Genomic DNA, 16478 nt, shown 5'->3' on the forward strand with positions numbered 1-16478 from the left:
AGATGTCAGGCGCCTGCCGCCTGTCAGGTCAGCGCCATCCCACCATCCACCCGCAATACGACGCCAGTGATGAAGCTGCTGTCGTCCGACGCCAGGAACAAGGCGGCGCGCGCCAATTCGTCCGGGGTCGCCATCCGGCCCAAGGGAATGGCCGAGGCCATGCCCTGTTCGAACGCGGCACGGTCAGCGTCGGCCACGCCCAGCTTTTCCAGGATGGGCGTGTCGGTGGGGCCGGGGCTGAGCACGTTGACGCGAATCTTCCGGGTCTTGAACTCCAAGGCCCAGGCACGCGCAAAGGCTTCGACGGCCGCCTTTGAGCCGGCGTAGACCGCGTGGTTCTCCAGCACCTTGGCGCTGGCGATTGAGCTGGTCAGGATGATGCTGCCGCCATCGCGCATGACCGGCAGTGCCTTGGTCACGCCGAAGAACAGCGCCCGCGTGTTGACGCCGAACTGGCTGTCGTAGCTGTCCACGCTGACCGCCGTGGACGGTTCAATGTGGTTCATGCCGGCGTTGGCCATGTAGATGTCGATGGGGCCGAAGCGTTCATGCACCAGTGCCATCAGGCGGTCGTGCGTGGCCAGGTCGGCCACGTCGCCCACCACGCCGAAGGCGGATGCGCCAAGCGCTTCCACGGCGTGGTCCACCGCGCCCTGCCGCCGCCCCAGAATCGCGACGCGCGCGCCTTGGGCGACAAAGGCCTGGGCGGTGGCAAACCCGATGCCGCTGTTGCCGCCCGTGATGACGGCTGTTTTTCCTGCAAGCTTCTTCATGTGTATTCCTTCATTGAAATCAACGGGCGGCTTGGCGCTTAGAAGTCCCAGATGACCGGCACCCAGCGGTAGGCGTCGCCGTCCACCGCGATGCGGCCGACGGACGGGAACGGCAGGTGCGCCGCCACCAGCAGCCCACGGTTCTGCGCCAACTCTTCGAACAGGCCGATGCGGACGCGAGTCGATTCCTCGGGATCATGTTCAAAACCGTTCTGCCATTCGGGGTGGTCAAAGCCCACCGGAAACATCGCGTCGCCGGCAAAGGTCAGGCGTTCGCCGCCCGACACCAGGTCGACGACGGAATGTCCGGGCGTGTGGCCGCCCGTAACGCGCACGAAGACGCCCGGCGCGACTTCATGCTTGTCCTGGAAGATGTGCAGACGGTCGCGGTATTCGTTGTAGAACGCGGTGGCGGTGGTCTTGAGCACCGCCGGCACCGGATTGGGCATGACGGTTTGCGAGAAATCGGGCGAGGTCCAGAAGTCGACTTCGGCCGCCGACACGTGGATGCGCACGTCCGGCCGCAAGCGCTTCTTTACGTCGTCGACCAAGAGGCCGCCCACGTGGTCCATGTGCATATGCGTGATGATCACGTCGGTGACCGACTCCAGCGCGATGCCCGCGGACTCCAGGCGTTGCGGGAACATCCCCGCACGCGGAAAGCCCGGAAACTGCCCGCCCAGGCCGGCGTCGATCAAGATGGTCTGCTTGCCGCTGCGCGCCACCATCACGTTCAAGGGCCAGTCGAAGGCGTCGGGCGGCATGAACATGTAGTCCAGCCAATTCGCCAGCTCGGCGGGGTCGACGTTGGTGGCCATGGTTGAGGTGGGCAGCGGCAGCACGCCGTCGCTGACGACCAGTGCGTCAATGTTGCCCACTTGCAGGGCGTAGCGGGACGGAACCAGATCCAGCGGTTGGTGGGGGTTGGCTTGTTGGATGTTGTCAGTGGCAAACATGGCAAATCTCCTGAGGGGCGGCCGGGCTGGTCGCAATGAAGAAGGATGATGAACAGTGGTAAAGCGCTGCCGTGAAACACTGCGGCCAAGCACCGCAGCAAAGTCGCTCCGCCGCGCGATCAGGCGCGCAGGAAGGCAAGCAGGTCAGCGTTGATGCGGTCTTGCATCGTGGCGGTCAGGCCGTGCGGGGCGCCGGGGTAATAGAGTTCCTTGGCGTGCTTGACCAGCCGCGCGGCCTTCTTGGCGGAGTCGTGCAGCGGCACGATCTGGTCGTCTTCGCCGTGCATGAAAAGCGTCGGCACGCTGATCTTTTTCAGGTCTTCCGTGAAGTCCGTTTCAGAGAACGCCTTGACGCATTCGTAGGCGTTCTTCTGGCCGCTCTGCATGCTCCACAACCAGAACTGGTCCAGCATGCCCTGCGACACCTTGGCGCCGTTTCGATTGGCGCCGTAGAAGGGCACGGCCAGCTCTTTGTAGAACTGCGAGCGGTCACCGGCCACGCCCTTGCGGATGCCGTCGAACACTTCAATGGGCTGTCCGCCGGGGTTGGATGCCGACTTCACCATCACGGGCGGCACCGCGCCGATCAGCACGGCGCGCGCAACGCGCTTGGAGCCATGGCGGCCGATGTAGCGCACCACTTCGCCGCCGCCCGTGGAGTGGCCGACCATCGTGATGGTCTTCAGGTCCAACGCCTCGATCAGCTGCGCCAAGTCGTCTGCGTAGGTGTCCATGTCGTTGCCGGACGAGGGTTGCGCCGACCGGCCGTGGCCGCGACGGTCATGCGCAATGACGCGAAAACCGTTCTGCGCCAGGAAGTGCATTTGCCCGTCCCAAGCGTCCGCGTTTAGCGGCCAGCCGTGCGAGAACGTGACGACCGGGCCGTCGCCCCAGTCCTTGTAGTAGAGCTGCGTGCCGTCCTGGGTGGTGAAGGTGCTGGATGTCATGCGTGTGCCTTGGGTGGATTGCGGATTGCGTGGAGTGAGTTGCGAACTGGCTTGCGCGCCAAGCGCAAACGCGCTGGGCGCAAGCGCCGCGCTGCCGGCAAGCAACGTGCGGCGGGTGGCGCTGTGGGTGGAGTTGCGGGTGGAGTTATTGCTGTCGCTCATGAGTGCCCCTTGGGTGGAAGAAGATGACGAGCGAATCGTAGGTCTGGCCTCCGAGGCGCGGTAGGTCCTCATCGGGAAGCGCACTGTTGTGCCGTGGACACCAATGCGCAACGCCCGCGAATTGTTGTCACGCGCACAACACCATGCGTCCTTCGCCACGCCTACCGCACTGCGCGCCGCGTCTCTAGCATGGGGTTCGTCGTTGCATGACACGGGGCCGCGCAAGCTCGCCCACTGCAACGCCTGACTTATCCACTTTCCCCATGACGAGGCGAAGAATCGTGAAGACAGATCGTTGCGCCACCTCGACCAGAACCTTCCATGCCGCCGCATGAATGGATCGCGCAATACGGCGCGCTGCTGGTCTTTCTTAACGTGCTGGGCGCGTCGCTGGGCCTGCCCCTGCCCGTCATGCCGACGCTGATCGCGGTGGGCGCCTGCCATGCCGTGCAGCCGGCCGGTTCGTGGGGGGCGGCCATGCCGCTATGCCTGATGCTGGGCGCGGCCGTGGTGGCTGGCGTGCTGGCGGACCTGATCTGGTATGTGGGCGGCGTGCGCTATGGGCCACGCACGCTGAACACCGTGTGCAACCTGACGTTGTCACGCGATGCTTGCGTCACGAAGACCGAGAAGTTCTTCGGCCGCTGGGGCGTGCGACTGCTGTTCGTGGCGCGCTTCGTGCCCGGCCTGTCGTTAGTGGCCGTGCCGCTTTGCGGCGCGATGGGCGTGCGCTTGCGGTCTTTTATCTGGCACGACTGCGTGGGCGTGGCGCTGTGGGCATCGGTGGGCCTGGTGCTGGGCGCCAGCTTCGCGGCGCAAATTCATCAACTGTTGGCTGCGTTGTCGGCGGTGGGTGGGCAGGCGCTGATCGTGCTTGGCGTACTGGCGGCGACGTATCTGGCGTACCGCTGCGCACGGCGCGTGCGTCGGTCCCGGGCGCAAGGCAAACCGCCCATTGGCACGCTTTGACGTGGCGGCTGGACATGACAAGCCCGCCCGCGCGCGGCGTCTTCGCGCTTGTCGCCACCGGCGCGCTGCGGCAAAATACGTGGCTTCACGCCTCCCTTCCCCGGGCGTTGGCTCCCCCCATGACCGACTCCGCGTCCCTCTTCGAGTGTCACCGCCCCCGCCTGTACGCCATTGCCTATCGCATGCTGGGCGCGGTTGCCGAGGCGGAAGACGTGGTGCAGGAAGCGTGGCTGCGTTGGCACGGCGCCGACCGCGACGCAGTGCAGAACGCCGAAGCCTGGCTGGTCACGGCCACCACGCGCTTGTCCATTGACCGCCTGCGCGCCGCCAAGGCCGAACGCGCCCATTACACGGGTGTCTGGCTACCCGAGCCCATGCTGATGGCCGCGCCGCCATCCACCCCTGAACAGATCCACGAGATGGCCGACGATGTGTCGGTGGCGTTTCTGTTCATGCTGGAACGCCTGTCACCCGACGCGCGCGCGGCCTTCCTGATGCGCGACGTGTTCGACGCCGACTACGAAGACATCGCGCAGACGCTCGACAAGACCCCGGCCGCCATCCGTCAATTGGTGCGGCGGGCCAGGTTGCAGTTGCGCCAGGGTGCCCCGCGCGAAACGGTTCCGCGCGCAACCTTGCAACGCCTGCTGCTGACCTTTGCCGACGCCATGCAGCGCAGCGACTTCCACGGCCTGCATGCCTTGTTGAGCGATGACGCCGAACTCATCGGCGACGGTGGCAACAAGGTCACAAGCTTTGCCAGCCTGGTGGGCGGCAAGCGCCTGGCGCAACTGTTCTACGCGGGCAAGCGCCGCTACCGCGATGCCTTGCATGTCGACGTGGTGCAGGTGAACGGGCAATGGACGCTGCTGCGCTTCATTGATGGCCAGCTTGAATCCGTGCAGTCCTACGAGACGGACGGTGAGCGCCTGACGCGGGTGCTGGTGCAGCGCAATCCGGACAAGCTGGCGCGCATCGCGTCGGCGCTGGCGCGGCAAGGCTGATCGCCGCCGTCTACGCCAGGGCGGTGTTGCATGCCGGGCAACATGGTGATCCCTCGCGCGGGCCTACCGCCGCGCGGGCGGCACTTCTACGATGGGCTTGTCACACCTCCACCAAGGACACGCCATGTCGAAGATCACGAAGTTCGGGTTGCCTTTTGCTTTTATTGCCGCCGGCGCGCTGCTGAGCCCGCTTGCCCACGCCGCGGCCCCAGGCCACCCCGCCAAGCCCGCCGACGCCATCGTCACGGAACTCATGACGAAAGCCCTGCCGGATATTCCCGGCAAGGACGCCGTGATGATCACGGTGGACTATCCGCCCGGCGCGGTCGACCCCGTTCACCGCCACGACGCCTATAGCTTCGTGTACGTGCTGGAAGGCAGCATCGTCATGCAGGTCAAAGGCGGCAAGGAAGTCACGCTGACCCCGGGCCAGACCTTTTTTGAAGGCCCGGACGACATCCACACCGTGGGCCGCAACGCCAGCCAGACCCAGCCGGCCAAGTTCGTGGTGGTGCTGATCAAGAAAAAAGGCGCGCCCATCCTGACCCCGATCCAATAAGGGACTTATCAAACCTTGCAGGTCCAAACTGGCTTTCCCTGGTGGAAAGCCAGTTTTTTTTGCGTCCCGTGTCACAAGATTGCCCCGCGCGCCGTCTTAGCAGTAGGATCAACCAAAATCGCGGCGCCGCCATCATGTCGACACCCTACCCCGCCACACCTGCCATCCCCGCCCCCAATGGACCAGATTCCCTGGCCGACAGCTTCGCCACCAGCTATGCCGGCGTGGTGGCGTTTCTTGCCGTTGCCACCGAAGGCAACTTCGCCAAGGCCGGCGACCGGCTGGGCATCGGCCGCTCGGCCGTCAGCCGCAGCGTGCAGAAGCTGGAAGACCAGTTAGGCACCCGGCTGTTCGTGCGCACCACGCGCAGCACCTCGCTGACCACCGAGGGCCAACGCTTCTACGAGCAATGCCATCCGGGCGTGGCGCGCATCATCCAGGCCTTGGACGACATGCGCGAACTGCGCGAAGGCCCGCCCTCCGGCCAACTGCGCGTGTGTTCAACGGTGGGCTTCGGCCGCAAGATCGTTGCGCCGCTGTTGCACGAGTTTCGCGCGGCTAACCCGGGTATCTCGGTGGAACTGCTGCTGGATGACGGCCCCACCGATTTCACGACGGACCGCGTCGACGTGTCGTTTCGCAACGGCCGCATGGAAGACAGCCAGGTGATCGCCAAGAAAGTGATCCCCATGCAGATGCTGCTGTGCGCCTCGCCCGCCTATGCCGCCAAGCACGGCCTGCCGGCCAGCGTTGACGACATCCCGGAGCATCAGTGCGTAAATTTCCGCCTGGCATCGGGGCGCGTTTACGAATGGGAATTCAAGGTGGGGGGCTATCTGCGCAAGGTAGCGCCGCCCGCCATGCTGACCTTCAACGACGCCGACCTGGTGTTGCAGTCGGTGCTGGACGGGCACGGCATCGCGCAAATGGCCGCTTATCAAGTTTGCGACCACTTGCGCGCGGGCACGCTGGTGGCCTGCCTGCCGCAACATGCGCCCGACGACCGCGGGCATTACCTGTGTTTTCTAAGCCGTCAGCATTTGCCGGCACGCATGCGCGTGTTCATCGACTACATGACCGATCGCATCCGTGCCATGGACCTGCAGATTCTGGATAGCCTGCTGCCCAAGATAGCCTAGGCCGCTTGCAGCCCAGGCCGTTATTGGGTCAGGGCGACGACGCTTTCTATGCCGCCCTGCGCCATCTTGGCGTACGGACACAGGCGTTCGGTGTTGCGCACCAGTTCTTCGGCCACGTCGCGGGCCACGCCGGGCAGATGGATGTTGACCTCGGCCTTCAGCGCAAACAGGCCATCGACGGGGTCGCGGCCGAACGACACGGTGGCCGTCACCGACGCATCCGGCAGCGACAGGCCCGAGCGTTCGGCCAGCATGCTCAGCGCGCCATGAAAGCACGCCGCATAGCCGGCCGCGAACAATTGTTCGGGGTTGGTTCCCCCGCCCTTGCCACCCAGTTCAACCGGCAAGCGCAGCTCTACATACAATTCGCCGTCGTCCGAGATAGCGATGCCCGAGGCGCGGCCATGCGCAGCCTCCCCGCCGCGCACCGTCACGCTGGTGGTGTAGAGGGGATGAAATTCCCCTCCCCGGTACTTATCCAGCAGAGCCTGGGAAGGCGGCCGCAGTTTGCTCATGGTGTTCCTTGTCTCCGCCGCTAATTTCCGCCGCTAATTTCCGCTGCTGCTTTCCGCGGCTATTTTTTTGCGCCGGAATTTGCACCCGACTGACTGAACCAAGAGTCGAAGTCGATCTTGCCCAGGCGCGGGGTCGATCGTGGCACCAGTGTGTCGTCGTTGAGCAATGCGCCAAAATAGCGCGCGCCCGGGTCTGCCTGCACGTGGCGAGTGTCGCCGATTTTACCCAGGTAGCGTTGCACCAGATCGGACAGACGCACCCTCTCCGGGCCGGCGATTTCGACTGTGCCGTTCACCGGCGCGCCCAAGGTGGCGTCCGCCATGGCCAACGCCACGTCGTCCGACGCAATCGGCTGCACATAGGCGGGCGACAGCCGAATTTCATTGCCCTGCGCGCCCGACTGCACGATGCCGCCCAGGAACTCGAAGAACTGCGTGCTGTGCACGATGGTGTACGGAATGCCCCCGGCTTCGATCAGGTCTTCCTGCGCGATCTTGCCGCGAAAGTACCCGCTTTCCGCCAAGCGATGCGTGCCCACCACCGACAGCGCCACGTGGTGGCGCACGCCCGCCCGGGCTTCGGCCGCCAGCAGGTTGCGCCCCGAGGCCTGGAAGAACGCCAGCACCGCCGCGTCTTCGAACGACGGCGAGTTGGCCACGTCAACCACCGTGTCCACCCCCGCCAGCGCATCGTCCAGGCCCTCGCCGGTCACCGTGTTCACGCCCGTGGCGGGCGAAGCCGCAATGGCCTCATGGCCACGCGCGATAAGCAGGTTGACGAGTTTGGAGCCGATCAGGCCGGTACCGCCAATGACTAGGATTTTCATGATGCGTCCTTAGCTGAACTTGGCCTTGTCCAGGCCATAGGCTTTATCGGCCGAACCCGGCACGGTGCGAAAGCCGACGTTAAGGCGGTTCCAACCATTGATGGCCATGACCGCGAAGCTGAGATCCGAGATTTCCTTTTCCGACAGCTCGCCGCGCACGCGCTCGTAGATCTCGTCGGACACGCCATGCGCGCCCAACGTGGTCAGCGCTTCGGTCCAGGCCAGGCAGGCGCGTTCGCGCGGCGAAAACTCGGTGGACTCGCGCCAGATCGCCACATGATGCAGGCGCAGTTCACCTTCGCCGTGGATCTTGGCTTCTTTCACATGCATGTCCAGGCAAAAGCCGCAGCCATTGATCTGCGACGCGCGGATCTCAACCAGGCTCAGGATGGACGATTCAATCGCGCTCTTCTTCAAGAGCATGCCGAATTCGACGAACTTCTTGAACAGCTCGGGCGATTGCGCAAAGGCGTTAAGACGTTGACTCATGGTGATTTCCCTGGATAGTTTGGCGCGGTTCGGCTGGGCTTAGCCGACGATTGCGCGTGCTTGAACGACGCCCAAATCGTAGGTCTGCTGGGAGGGCAGCAGTAGACCCGGGCAAGGGACCATGGTGTTGCCTGGCGCGCAACAATCGTGAAACCTGGTATTAAGCCGTGCCGGCTAATCCCGTCCGGAAGGCCATGCCGACAGCCCTGTCGGCGAGACCGGAGAGTGTGCGTCATGCCAGTACCCGTTACCCTTGGACGTGGAGCAATTCTCTGGAGAGAATCCCGATGGCCGAAATCGTTGGATCGAAGTCCCGTATGCGTTTCCTGCTGCTGCATTATTCAAAGGATGCCCAGGCCCCGCTCAGTGTCTTTTTCAATGACAACGACGACACGTTGAAGCTCGGCATGTCCCCCGGTCAAACCTTGGCATCGACTTGATCGCCACCTGCGAGCGCCGGCGTGTCCTACGAGGGCAAACGCTATACGCACATGGCCGCTGCAAACCCTACCTATCAACCCCGCCGATAAAACGCCCCCGGCGACACGCCGAAGTGCTTCTTGAACATGGCCGCGAACGCGCTCTGGCTGGTGTAGCCGTGTTCCAGCGCCACATCCACTACCCGCGCCCCGCCTGCCAGGTGTTCCAGCGCCAGCAGCAGCCGCGCCTGCCGGCGCCACTGCCCTAGCCGCATGCCGGTCTGTTGCTGAAATTGCCGGTGCAAGGTGCGGGTGGACAGATGCAGCCGCGCCGCCCACTCGTCCAGCGTCAACGCCGCATCGGGTTCGCGCATCAAGGCGTCGCAGAATTTCCTGAGGCGCGCGTCCGACGGCATCGGGAGATACAAGGGCAGTACTGGCAGGCTGCGCAATTCCTGCAACAGCAAGTGCAGCAAATGCCAATCGCGGGACCCGGGGCTGGCTGGCTTGGCAAGGTCAACATCCACCGCCGCCACGATCAGTTCCCGCAACAAGGGCGAGATGTCCAGCACGCAACTGCGCGCGGGCAGGTGGGCGGTGGCGCGGCCATCGACGAACACGGTGCGCACCCGCACCGCGCCGTGCATGCGGACGGAGTGCGCCACGTCGGCCTCAAGCCAGACGCCGCGCGTGGGCGGCACCACCCACCGGCCGCCCTCGGCGTCGATGGTCATCACGCCCTGGATGGCGTACAGCAGTTGCGCGCGGTCGTGGCGATGGGGCGCAATGAAATGGCCGTCGGGGTAGTCCACCGCCAAGGCGGCGGCGGGCGCGCCGGAAGCCGCGAAGGTAGCGTCGAACCGGGAATCTTCCATGTTGGCGGTGTTGCGAGTTGGCGGTGTTGCGAGTTGGCGGTGTTGCGAGTTGGCAGTTTTGCGATAACTGGCGACATAGTAGCGTCAGACGGACGCCTGCCCCGGGCGGCACCATGCAAGGCTCGTTCTGGAGACCTTCATGTCCATCACTTCCCTGCTCTTTCCGTTCATGGCCATCGTGCTGTGGGCGGGCAACGTCATCGTGTCCAAGCTGGCCGCATCCGCAATTTCCCCCACGGCCATCACCTTCTACCGCCTGATCCTGGCGCTGGCGCTGATGACGCCCTTTGTGCTGCCGTCGCTGCGACGCAACTGGGCGTCGGTGCGGCCGCACCTGGGCAAGATGGCAGTCAGCGGCCTGCTGGCCATGGCGCTGTTCCAGAGCCTGTCGTACCGCGCGGCCGAAAGCACCACGGCCACCAACATGGCCATCGTCACCGCGCTGGTGCCCTTGTTGACGGCGATACTCAGCGTGATCGTGCTGGGCGAAGCGTTGACGATAGGCATGGCGGTGGGCGGCGTGCTGTCGTTCGTGGGTCTGTTGTACGTGGTGGGCCAAGGCGACATCGCCGCCATCGCGCGCAACGGCGTGCATGTGGGCGACCTGCTGATGCTGCTGGCGTCCTTGTCGTACGCGCTGTATGGCGTGCTGCTGCGCCGCTGGCGCTTGACGATTCCGGCGTGGCAGGCGGTGTACCTGCAAGCCGTGGCCGCGCTGGTCTTCATGCTGCCGTTCTTCCTGATGCTGCCGGCGGGCGCGGCGTCGCTGGACGCGCGCACCTTGCCGCTGATCGCCTACGCCGGCATCGGCTCATCCATTCTGCTGTCGTTCTTCTGGATTCAAGGGGTGAAGCACCTGGGGCCGAACCGGTGCAGCATCTTCATCAATCTGCTGCCCGTGTTGACGGCCGTGCTGGCCGTGGCGATGTTGGGCGAACAGATGCACGCCTATCACGTCATCGGCGGCAGCATGAGCCTGATCGGCGTGCTGATTGCGCAGACGGTGCATCGGCCGCTGCATGCCGCGCGCGCAGGCACCGCTCAATGCAGTTGAGTGCTGTAGTCGACGGGTTCCCAAAGAAACGACTTACCGGTCTTCACCAGGCGGCCGAGGCCGGGGAATGACAGGTGCGAGGCCGCAATCAGCGTGCGGTCTCGCGCCGCGTCGCCGAAGAATTGCAGACGGGTTGCGGCGGCTTTCTTCTCATCCATGTCGAATGCAATGGTCACCTCGGGATGCGGGAGCTGTACCGCGCCGACGTGGATCAGATCGCCGATCAGCAGAAGTCGTTGGCCCTGGCTTTCAACCGCGTAGACGGTGTGGCCCACGGTGTGGCCGTGCGCCGTCAGCGCGCTGATACCGGGCAAGAGTTGCGCGCCGGCGCGAAATGGCACGAGCTTGCCGGCCTGCGCGTACGGCGTCAGCGAGGTGATGGCGCCTTCAAAGAAGCCACGGGCCATGTCATCCGCCTTGCCCATCTGCTCAGACGACATCCAATAGCTCGCTTCGGCCTGCTCCATGCGGATGGTGGCGTTCGCGAACGCCATCTTGCCCTGGACCATCAGCCCACCAAGATGGTCGGGATGAGCATGGGTCAGCAAGATCTCGTCGACTTGCTCCGGCAGGTAGCCGGCCGCGCGCAGGTTGTCGCCTAGCCTGCCAAGCTCGGGGCCCATCAAGCCACCGGTCCCGGCGTCGATGAGCACGAGCTTGTCGCCGGTGTTGACCAGATACGCATTGATGGATGTTTCCACCGGGCTCGTCCGGTGGCTGGCGCGCAGATGGCCGCCGATATCGCCGCCATGACCGTGCAGCAGTTCCTCGGCGGGCAGACCGACGGTGCCGTCGCTCAGCGCGGTGATCTCGAACGCGCCGAGCATCATGCGATAGAACCCGGGCGCTTGCGTTTTCACCATGGGCGCGGCCGCGTGAACGGATAGCGGCAGCGCTGCGCCACCCAGGGACAATGCCACCGCAAGGGCGGCCTGGAGCGGAAAGTTACGGAATTTCATGATCGATATCTTGGTGGTTTATCTCAACGGGTTCCCATGATTCAATAGCCCACCCTCATCAATCAAATCGAATTTAATGATCAGCAATATCAGGGAACGTGATTTACGAGGCGTCGACCTGAATCTTCTGGTGACCTTGTTGGTGCTGCTGCGGGAAAGAAGCGTTTCCAAAGCCGCGCAATGCCTGTACCTGGGCCAACCGGCCGGCAGCGGTGCGCTCGCGCGGCTGCGCGAGCTATTCCAGGACGATCTGCTGGTTCGCACCCAAGGGGGCATGCTGCCGACGCCGCGCGGGCTGGAATTGCAGTCGCAACTGCTGCCGGTGCTGGCCGAGATGCAATCCGTGATTCTGCAAACGCCGACTTTCGACGCGGCAAGAAGCGAACGACGCTTCACGATCGGCGTGATGGATTGGGCCAACGATTGGCTGCTTCCGGGTTTGCTCGCCCGGCTTGCCGCACAGGCGCCCCACGTGCGCCTGACCGTCCTGGCGACTGACCGATTCCGCTTTGCGGACATGTTGCAGCAGGAAGAAATCGATTTGGCCGTCGGCCCCTTCTCAACAGACTTGCGCTGGCAGCGGTCGGAAATGTTGGCGACGGTGCCCTACTGCTGTGTCGCACGGGCGGGCATCTGCTCCCCCCCACGCACGTTGCCATCGTCAAGCATCAAAGCCGCGACAATGACCCGGCCATCCGGTGGTTGGTCGACATCATCAAATCGGTCGGGGCACAGCCCAGGGGCTGACAGGCGCTGCATGCCGCGCGCCTGCCCTCGCCGACTTAGAAGTCCACCGTTGCCGACAGCAGCACCGTGCGCGGCGCGCCGATGGTCAGGCCGTTGGACGAGGCCGACGCCCAGTAGGCTTTGTTGAAGACGTTTTCCACGGTGGCGCGCAGCGTGACGGGCGTGTTGCCGGCGCGCCAGGCGTAGCGCGCGCCCAGGTCCACGCGGGTCCAAGCGGGGATTTCCTGCGTGTTCCTGGCGTCCAGGTATTGCGAGGTTGTGCGCAGGGCGCGCGCCGAAACGGTCAGGCCGGGCGCGAACGGCGTGTCCCATTCCACGCCCACGTTCATGCTGTAGCGCGGCGTGCCGGGGGCCACGTTGCCTTCGGTCGTGGCGTTGCCGGTTTTGGTGAGGCGGCCATCCAGATACATGACGCCGGCCAGCAGGCGCACGTTGTTGACGGGTTCGCCGAACACGTTCAGTTCCAAGCCGCGATTGCGCTGCATGCTGTCGACCGCATACACGCCGGTAACCGGGTCGGTCAGCCCGCTGGGGCGGCGGATCTGGAAGGCGCTGAAGGTGGCGCCGATGTCGCCGTAGTCCACCTTCACGCCGGCTTCGACCTGTTCGGACTTGATCGGCGCGAACACTTCGTTGGCGTTGACGGCGGTGAGCGGCGCGGTGGGGCCTTCGCTCAGGCCTTCAATGTAGTTCGCGTACACCGACACATTCTGCGTGGGCTTGCCCAACAGCGCGATGGCCGGCGTGACTTTGCGCTTGTCGTAACGGCTGGTGCGGCTGCCGGCTTCGTCATACTGCTCGGTAACGACGCGCTGCGACCGCGCCCCCACCGTCAGTTGCAGGCGTTCGTCCCAGATCGACAGCGTGTCCGCCAGGGCCACGCTGGTCAGCCGGGATTCTCCGGATTTGGGAATGTCGGTGTCCAGCCCCGCAAGCGAAGGCGCGGACGTGGCCAGCGGCGTATAGAGGTTGGAGCGGACGGGGTCGAAGTCGTAGCTGAGGTTGCCGAAGGTCTTCTGGAACTGCGTGGCGCTTAGCGATACGGCGTGCGACACCGCGCCCGTGGCAAAGCGGGTGCGCGCGCCGATCTCGCCGGTGTGCACGCTTTCGTCGCGCAGGAAATACGTGGGGCTGGCCGAGAAATTGCCGGCGGCGTCGCGCGCCGTGACGTTCATGCGCAGGAATTTGTAGTCGCCGTCGCGCGCGCCAAACGCGCCGTAGACCATCGTGTGGTCGGTGATGTCGTGTTCGGCGCGCAAGGCGATGTAGGTGTCGCGGGAATTGGCGTAGGTCCAGTCGGGCGCGTAGCCACGGTCGACACGCTTGGCGTCCGGCACGGGCGCGCCGGCGGCGACGCCCACGCGCTCCTGCGGGGCATCGACCTTGCGGTCTTGATGGCCGACGTCCGCCGACCAGCGCGTGCGTTCGCCCCGGTAGTCCAGGCCCAGCGTCATCAAGCCGCGCGTGGTGTGTTGCGAGCCCACGCCCGTGTCGCCGCCCTTGTAGGCGCCATTGACGCGAATGCCCAGTTCACCCTTGTCGCCAAAGCGTTGGCCCAGGTCCACATGGCCGCCCGCCACGTTGTGCGTGCCGTAGCTGGCGGTCACTTGCCGGGTGGGCGTGTCTTCCGCCCGCTTGGGCACCACGTTGATCGCGCCGCCCACGCCGCCCGACGGCGCCATGCCGTTAAGCAAGGCGTTGGGGCCTTTCAACACTTCAACGCGCTCCAGGCTTTCGACGGCCAGCGCGTAGGTGGGCAAGACGCTGTACAGGCCATTGAATGCGATGTCGCTGTTCAGGACCGGAAAGCCCCGAATGGAAAACTGGTCGAAGCGGCTGGTCCGGGGGTTGGTGTTCTGCACCGAGGCATCGTTGGACACCACGTCGGCCACGCTTTGCGCTTGTTGTTGCTGCATCAAGGTGCTGGTGTACGCCGCTACCGAAAATGGCGTGTCCATGATGCTTCGTTCGCCCAGCATGCCGACGCTGGCGCCGCTGGCCACCTGGCCGCCGGCAAACGCGGGCATCAAGCCGCCGGTGTAGGCGCCCGTCACCGTTACCGCTTCCATCTGGGTCACCGCATTGGAGGGCACGGCGGACAAGGTGTATTCGTTGGCCCCGGCCGGAACGGCGCGCAGGCCCGAGCCCGACAGCAGCGCGGCAAAGCCTTCCGCCACCGAGTAGTTGCCTTTCAGCCCCGATGACTGCATGCCTTGCACCAGCGTGCCCGGAAAGGACAGGCGCACGTTGGCCTGGGTGGCAAACTGCGACAAGGCCAAGCCCAGCGGGCCAGCGCCGATGCGGTAATCGCGCGTGACGGACTGGGCGGCGGGCGCCTGGGATTGCGCCATCGCGCCGACGGGCAGCAATACCGAAAAGCACAGCAGCACGGCCGCGCGGACCGGGGAAGAACGGAATTGGGACATGAAGCAAGCACCGCGAGGGAGAGTTTCGGGGAGACGGACAGGGGTCACGCCACGGCCCGATCCCGGCAGGGTTTCAGGGCCTCTATCCTGTACACCGAACGACTCGGAAAAAGATGCCAATGAAGATGCAAGGATGACGGCTACGCGCCACGCGCCTGGATCTGCACCCAATACCGCGTGCGCGTGGCCACGCGCACCGGCAGCGTGCGGGCCAGCAACGCCAGGCTGGCGTCCGTGTCCCGCAATGAAAACGAGCCGTACACGCGCAGGTTCGCGACCTCGCTCGCGCAGTGCAGAAAGCCCGGGCGGTAGCGGGCCATGGCGCGCGTCCAATCGGCCAGGCGCATGTTGTCCGCCGTCAGAATGCCGCTGGTCCATGCGGGCGAAGTTTCCAGCAAGGCGGTTTCGGGCTGCGTCATGGCGGCATTGAACCTGGCCTGCCGACCGGCGCGCACGATCTGGCCGCCGCCATCGTTGGGGCGTACATCCACCGCGCCTTCGTAGACGGCAACCAGCGCGTCGTCTTGTTCCAGGCTGACCGTGAACTGCGTGCCGATGGCCTGCACGCTGCCCATCGGTGTCTGCACCAGAAACGGACGCGCGGGCAAGTGGGCATCCGACGCCGTCGCCACGAAGATGCGGCCTGCCCGAAGCGACAGCAAACGTTGCGATGCCGAATAGCGCACGTCGACCCGCGTGCCAGTATCCAGCGTCATCCGCGTGCCATCAGCAAGCGTTGCCTGCCGAATCTGGCCGGTGGCGCTTTGCAGGTCCGCTTGCGTGGCGCGCCACGCCCAATAGGCCACGGGACCGGCGACCGTGAGACCCAGCAGGCCGGCCGCCAGACGCCGTCGATCCGGCTTGGCCAGCCCTTTCAGGGCGTGGGCGCGCATGGGTTGCGGCACTTGTCCGAACGCGCCCAGCACCCGCTCGGCACGCGCCCAGGCCCGCGCATGCGCGGGGCTGCGGGCAATCCAACTGGACAAGGCCTGCAAGCTGGCCGGGTCATCCGGGGCATCCTGCAAGCGAGCCATCCAGCCCGCCGCTTCGGCCAACAGCGCATCTGGAACGGGCGGCGCGTTCATGGATCAATGGCGGTCAGGCACGCCAGGTACGCCTGCTGCATATGGCGGTTGACGGTGCGTACCGACAGGCCGGTGGCAGCAGCAATCTGCGCATACGTCAGACCGTCCAGTTGCGACATGAGGAACACGCCGCGCACCCGCCCCGGCATCGCGTCCAGCATGCGATCGATGCAGTACAAGGCTTCCAGGATCAAGGCCCGGCTTTCCGGAGACGGCGCGGTGTCGGCGGGCAATGCGGCCACCGATTCCGCGTAGGCCTGTTCCACGCTGCGATGCCGCCAGAAGTCAACGACCAGGCCTTTTGCAACATGGGTCAGGAAGGCGCGCGGCTCGGGCATTTCCAGCGCGCGGTTGCTGGAATAAACGCGCAGGAACGTGTCGTGGGCCAGGTCCGCCGCATCCCAGGCGTTGCCCAGCCGCTTGCGCAGCCAACTGTAGAGCCATTGATGGTGGTCGGCGTAAAGCCCGCTAAGGGCCAGCCGACGAGGCGCGGTGGATTGGGACATGGGAGCGGGAGGCGGCGCGGAAATATCGTAATTGATAATGAGTAACGTTAATAATAACGGAAACCCA

The 16478-nt window shown here is 65.0% G+C and carries 18 protein-coding genes; 7 read left to right on the forward strand and 11 right to left on the reverse strand.

Annotated elements, in window-relative coordinates:
* Positions 1-23: 23 nt before the first annotated feature.
* The 3 genes from ACE04A_RS21295 to ACE04A_RS21305 all read right to left on the reverse strand — a co-directional run bounded on the left by ACE04A_RS21295 (position 24) and on the right by ACE04A_RS21305 (position 2838).
* Positions 24-773 carry an SDR family NAD(P)-dependent oxidoreductase gene (locus ACE04A_RS21295; protein ID WP_448716317.1) on the reverse strand — a complete coding sequence of 250 codons (750 nt, stop codon included), beginning with the start codon at positions 771-773 and terminating at the stop codon, positions 24-26.
* Between the two features lie 38 nt (positions 774-811).
* Positions 812-1729 carry an MBL fold metallo-hydrolase gene (locus ACE04A_RS21300; protein WP_448716319.1) on the reverse strand — a complete coding sequence of 306 codons (918 nt, stop codon included), beginning with the start codon at positions 1727-1729 and terminating at the stop codon, positions 812-814.
* Between the two features lie 119 nt (positions 1730-1848).
* Entirely contained in the window at positions 1849-2838 is a 990-nt protein-coding gene (locus ACE04A_RS21305) for an alpha/beta fold hydrolase (RefSeq protein WP_485820493.1), read from the reverse strand.
* A 321-nt stretch (positions 2839-3159) separates the two neighbouring features.
* Between ACE04A_RS21305 and ACE04A_RS21310 the strand changes: the two genes are divergently transcribed.
* From ACE04A_RS21310 to ACE04A_RS21325, 4 genes are all read left to right on the forward strand, one after another.
* Complete coding sequence (locus tag ACE04A_RS21310; RefSeq protein ID WP_485820494.1) at positions 3160-3807, forward strand: DedA family protein; 648 nt, start codon at positions 3160-3162, stop codon at positions 3805-3807.
* Positions 3808-3926: 119 nt separating this feature from the next.
* Positions 3927-4811, forward strand: a complete 885-nt coding sequence (locus ACE04A_RS21315) for an RNA polymerase sigma-70 factor (protein ID WP_448716322.1) — start codon at positions 3927-3929, stop codon at positions 4809-4811.
* 124 nt (positions 4812-4935) lie between these two features.
* Complete coding sequence (locus ACE04A_RS21320) at positions 4936-5370, forward strand: cupin domain-containing protein (protein WP_447991322.1); 435 nt, start codon at positions 4936-4938, stop codon at positions 5368-5370.
* Positions 5371-5504: 134 nt separating this feature from the next.
* Positions 5505-6509 carry a LysR family transcriptional regulator gene (locus ACE04A_RS21325; protein ID WP_485820495.1) on the forward strand — a complete coding sequence of 335 codons (1005 nt, stop codon included), beginning with the start codon at positions 5505-5507 and terminating at the stop codon, positions 6507-6509.
* A 20-nt stretch (positions 6510-6529) separates the two neighbouring features.
* Here the strand turns inward: ACE04A_RS21325 and ACE04A_RS21330 are convergent, their stop codons facing one another.
* Genes ACE04A_RS21330 through ACE04A_RS21340 form a run of 3 tightly spaced genes read right to left on the reverse strand, consistent with a single transcriptional unit; the run spans position 6530 to position 8340 of the window.
* Positions 6530-7024 carry an Ohr family peroxiredoxin gene (locus ACE04A_RS21330; protein WP_448716326.1) on the reverse strand — a complete coding sequence of 165 codons (495 nt, stop codon included), beginning with the start codon at positions 7022-7024 and terminating at the stop codon, positions 6530-6532.
* A gap of 59 nt (positions 7025-7083) precedes the next feature.
* Positions 7084-7851, reverse strand: coding sequence for an SDR family oxidoreductase (locus ACE04A_RS21335; RefSeq protein WP_448716327.1), 768 nt, complete (start codon positions 7849-7851; stop codon positions 7084-7086).
* 9 nt (positions 7852-7860) lie between these two features.
* The gene (locus ACE04A_RS21340) at positions 7861-8340 is read right to left on the reverse strand and encodes a carboxymuconolactone decarboxylase family protein (protein ID WP_100854605.1); all 480 of its coding nucleotides are present in this window, start codon (positions 8338-8340) and stop codon (positions 7861-7863) included.
* A gap of 287 nt (positions 8341-8627) precedes the next feature.
* On the opposite strand from ACE04A_RS21340, the gene ACE04A_RS21345 reads away from it, so the two are divergent.
* Positions 8628-8780 (forward strand): hypothetical protein, encoded by a 153-nt coding sequence (locus ACE04A_RS21345; protein WP_448716329.1) that lies wholly within the window; start codon positions 8628-8630, stop codon positions 8778-8780.
* 74 nt (positions 8781-8854) lie between these two features.
* Here the strand turns inward: ACE04A_RS21345 and ACE04A_RS21350 are convergent, their stop codons facing one another.
* On the reverse strand, positions 8855-9634 hold the full coding sequence (locus ACE04A_RS21350; protein ID WP_448716330.1) for an AraC family transcriptional regulator: 780 nt from the start codon (positions 9632-9634) through the stop codon (positions 8855-8857).
* A 139-nt stretch (positions 9635-9773) separates the two neighbouring features.
* Here ACE04A_RS21350 and ACE04A_RS21355 point away from each other — a divergent pair, with 139 nt between their 5' ends.
* A complete protein-coding gene (locus tag ACE04A_RS21355) occupies positions 9774-10688 on the forward strand; it encodes a DMT family transporter (protein WP_259249988.1) in 915 nt (304 codons plus the stop codon).
* Here ACE04A_RS21355 and ACE04A_RS21360 read toward each other — a convergent pair.
* Positions 10676-11647, reverse strand: a complete 972-nt coding sequence (locus tag ACE04A_RS21360) for an MBL fold metallo-hydrolase (protein WP_448716331.1) — start codon at positions 11645-11647, stop codon at positions 10676-10678. The two genes, ACE04A_RS21355 and ACE04A_RS21360, sit on opposite strands and share 13 nt — an antisense overlap.
* A 76-nt stretch (positions 11648-11723) precedes the next feature.
* Here ACE04A_RS21360 and ACE04A_RS21365 point away from each other — a divergent pair, with 76 nt between their 5' ends.
* On the forward strand, positions 11724-12521 hold the full coding sequence (locus tag ACE04A_RS21365) for a LysR family transcriptional regulator (protein ID WP_485820496.1): 798 nt from the start codon (positions 11724-11726) through the stop codon (positions 12519-12521).
* Here the strand turns inward: ACE04A_RS21365 and ACE04A_RS21370 are convergent.
* The 3 genes from ACE04A_RS21370 to ACE04A_RS21380 form a co-directional block, all read right to left on the reverse strand.
* Positions 12430-14820: a TonB-dependent siderophore receptor gene (locus tag ACE04A_RS21370; protein ID WP_448716333.1), complete on the reverse strand. Its 2391-nt coding sequence runs from the start codon at positions 14818-14820 to the stop codon at positions 12430-12432. The two genes, ACE04A_RS21365 and ACE04A_RS21370, sit on opposite strands and share 92 nt — an antisense overlap.
* A 140-nt stretch (positions 14821-14960) precedes the next feature.
* Positions 14961-15905 carry a FecR domain-containing protein gene (locus tag ACE04A_RS21375; protein WP_485820497.1) on the reverse strand — a complete coding sequence of 315 codons (945 nt, stop codon included), beginning with the start codon at positions 15903-15905 and terminating at the stop codon, positions 14961-14963.
* Positions 15902-16411, reverse strand: a complete 510-nt coding sequence (locus ACE04A_RS21380; protein ID WP_279996535.1) for a sigma-70 family RNA polymerase sigma factor — start codon at positions 16409-16411, stop codon at positions 15902-15904. Before ACE04A_RS21380 ends, ACE04A_RS21375 begins: the two co-directional genes overlap by 4 nt.
* Positions 16412-16478 lie beyond the last annotated feature (67 nt).

It is taken from the genome of Achromobacter colocynthidis (genome assembly GCF_057334535.1).

Bases quoted from the DNA above. Each gene is read 5' to 3' on its own strand.
- ACE04A_RS21295 (WP_448716317.1), bottom strand. From the start codon at position 773: ATGAAGAAGCTTGCAGGAAAAACAGCCGTCATCACGGGCGGCAACAGC.
- ACE04A_RS21345 (WP_448716329.1), top strand. From the start codon at position 8,628: ATGGCCGAAATCGTTGGATCGAAGTCCCGTATGCGTTTCCTGCTGCTG.
- ACE04A_RS21380 (WP_279996535.1), bottom strand. From the start codon at position 16,411: ATGTCCCAATCCACCGCGCCTCGTCGGCTGGCCCTTAGCGGGCTTTAC.
- ACE04A_RS21325 (WP_485820495.1), top strand. From the start codon at position 5,505: ATGTCGACACCCTACCCCGCCACACCTGCCATCCCCGCCCCCAATGGA.
- ACE04A_RS21310 (WP_485820494.1), top strand. From the start codon at position 3,160: ATGCCGCCGCATGAATGGATCGCGCAATACGGCGCGCTGCTGGTCTTT.
- ACE04A_RS21320 (WP_447991322.1), top strand. From the start codon at position 4,936: ATGTCGAAGATCACGAAGTTCGGGTTGCCTTTTGCTTTTATTGCCGCC.
- ACE04A_RS21360 (WP_448716331.1), bottom strand. From the start codon at position 11,647: ATGAAATTCCGTAACTTTCCGCTCCAGGCCGCCCTTGCGGTGGCATTG.
- ACE04A_RS21355 (WP_259249988.1), top strand. From the start codon at position 9,774: ATGTCCATCACTTCCCTGCTCTTTCCGTTCATGGCCATCGTGCTGTGG.
- ACE04A_RS21330 (WP_448716326.1), bottom strand. From the start codon at position 7,024: ATGAGCAAACTGCGGCCGCCTTCCCAGGCTCTGCTGGATAAGTACCGG.
- ACE04A_RS21305 (WP_485820493.1), bottom strand. From the start codon at position 2,838: ATGAGCGACAGCAATAACTCCACCCGCAACTCCACCCACAGCGCCACC.
- ACE04A_RS21300 (WP_448716319.1), bottom strand. From the start codon at position 1,729: ATGTTTGCCACTGACAACATCCAACAAGCCAACCCCCACCAACCGCTG.
- ACE04A_RS21370 (WP_448716333.1), bottom strand. From the start codon at position 14,820: ATGTCCCAATTCCGTTCTTCCCCGGTCCGCGCGGCCGTGCTGCTGTGC.
- ACE04A_RS21335 (WP_448716327.1), bottom strand. From the start codon at position 7,851: ATGAAAATCCTAGTCATTGGCGGTACCGGCCTGATCGGCTCCAAACTC.
- ACE04A_RS21365 (WP_485820496.1), top strand. From the start codon at position 11,724: ATGATCAGCAATATCAGGGAACGTGATTTACGAGGCGTCGACCTGAAT.
- ACE04A_RS21315 (WP_448716322.1), top strand. From the start codon at position 3,927: ATGACCGACTCCGCGTCCCTCTTCGAGTGTCACCGCCCCCGCCTGTAC.
- ACE04A_RS21375 (WP_485820497.1), bottom strand. From the start codon at position 15,905: ATGAACGCGCCGCCCGTTCCAGATGCGCTGTTGGCCGAAGCGGCGGGC.
- ACE04A_RS21340 (WP_100854605.1), bottom strand. From the start codon at position 8,340: ATGAGTCAACGTCTTAACGCCTTTGCGCAATCGCCCGAGCTGTTCAAG.
- ACE04A_RS21350 (WP_448716330.1), bottom strand. From the start codon at position 9,634: ATGGAAGATTCCCGGTTCGACGCTACCTTCGCGGCTTCCGGCGCGCCC.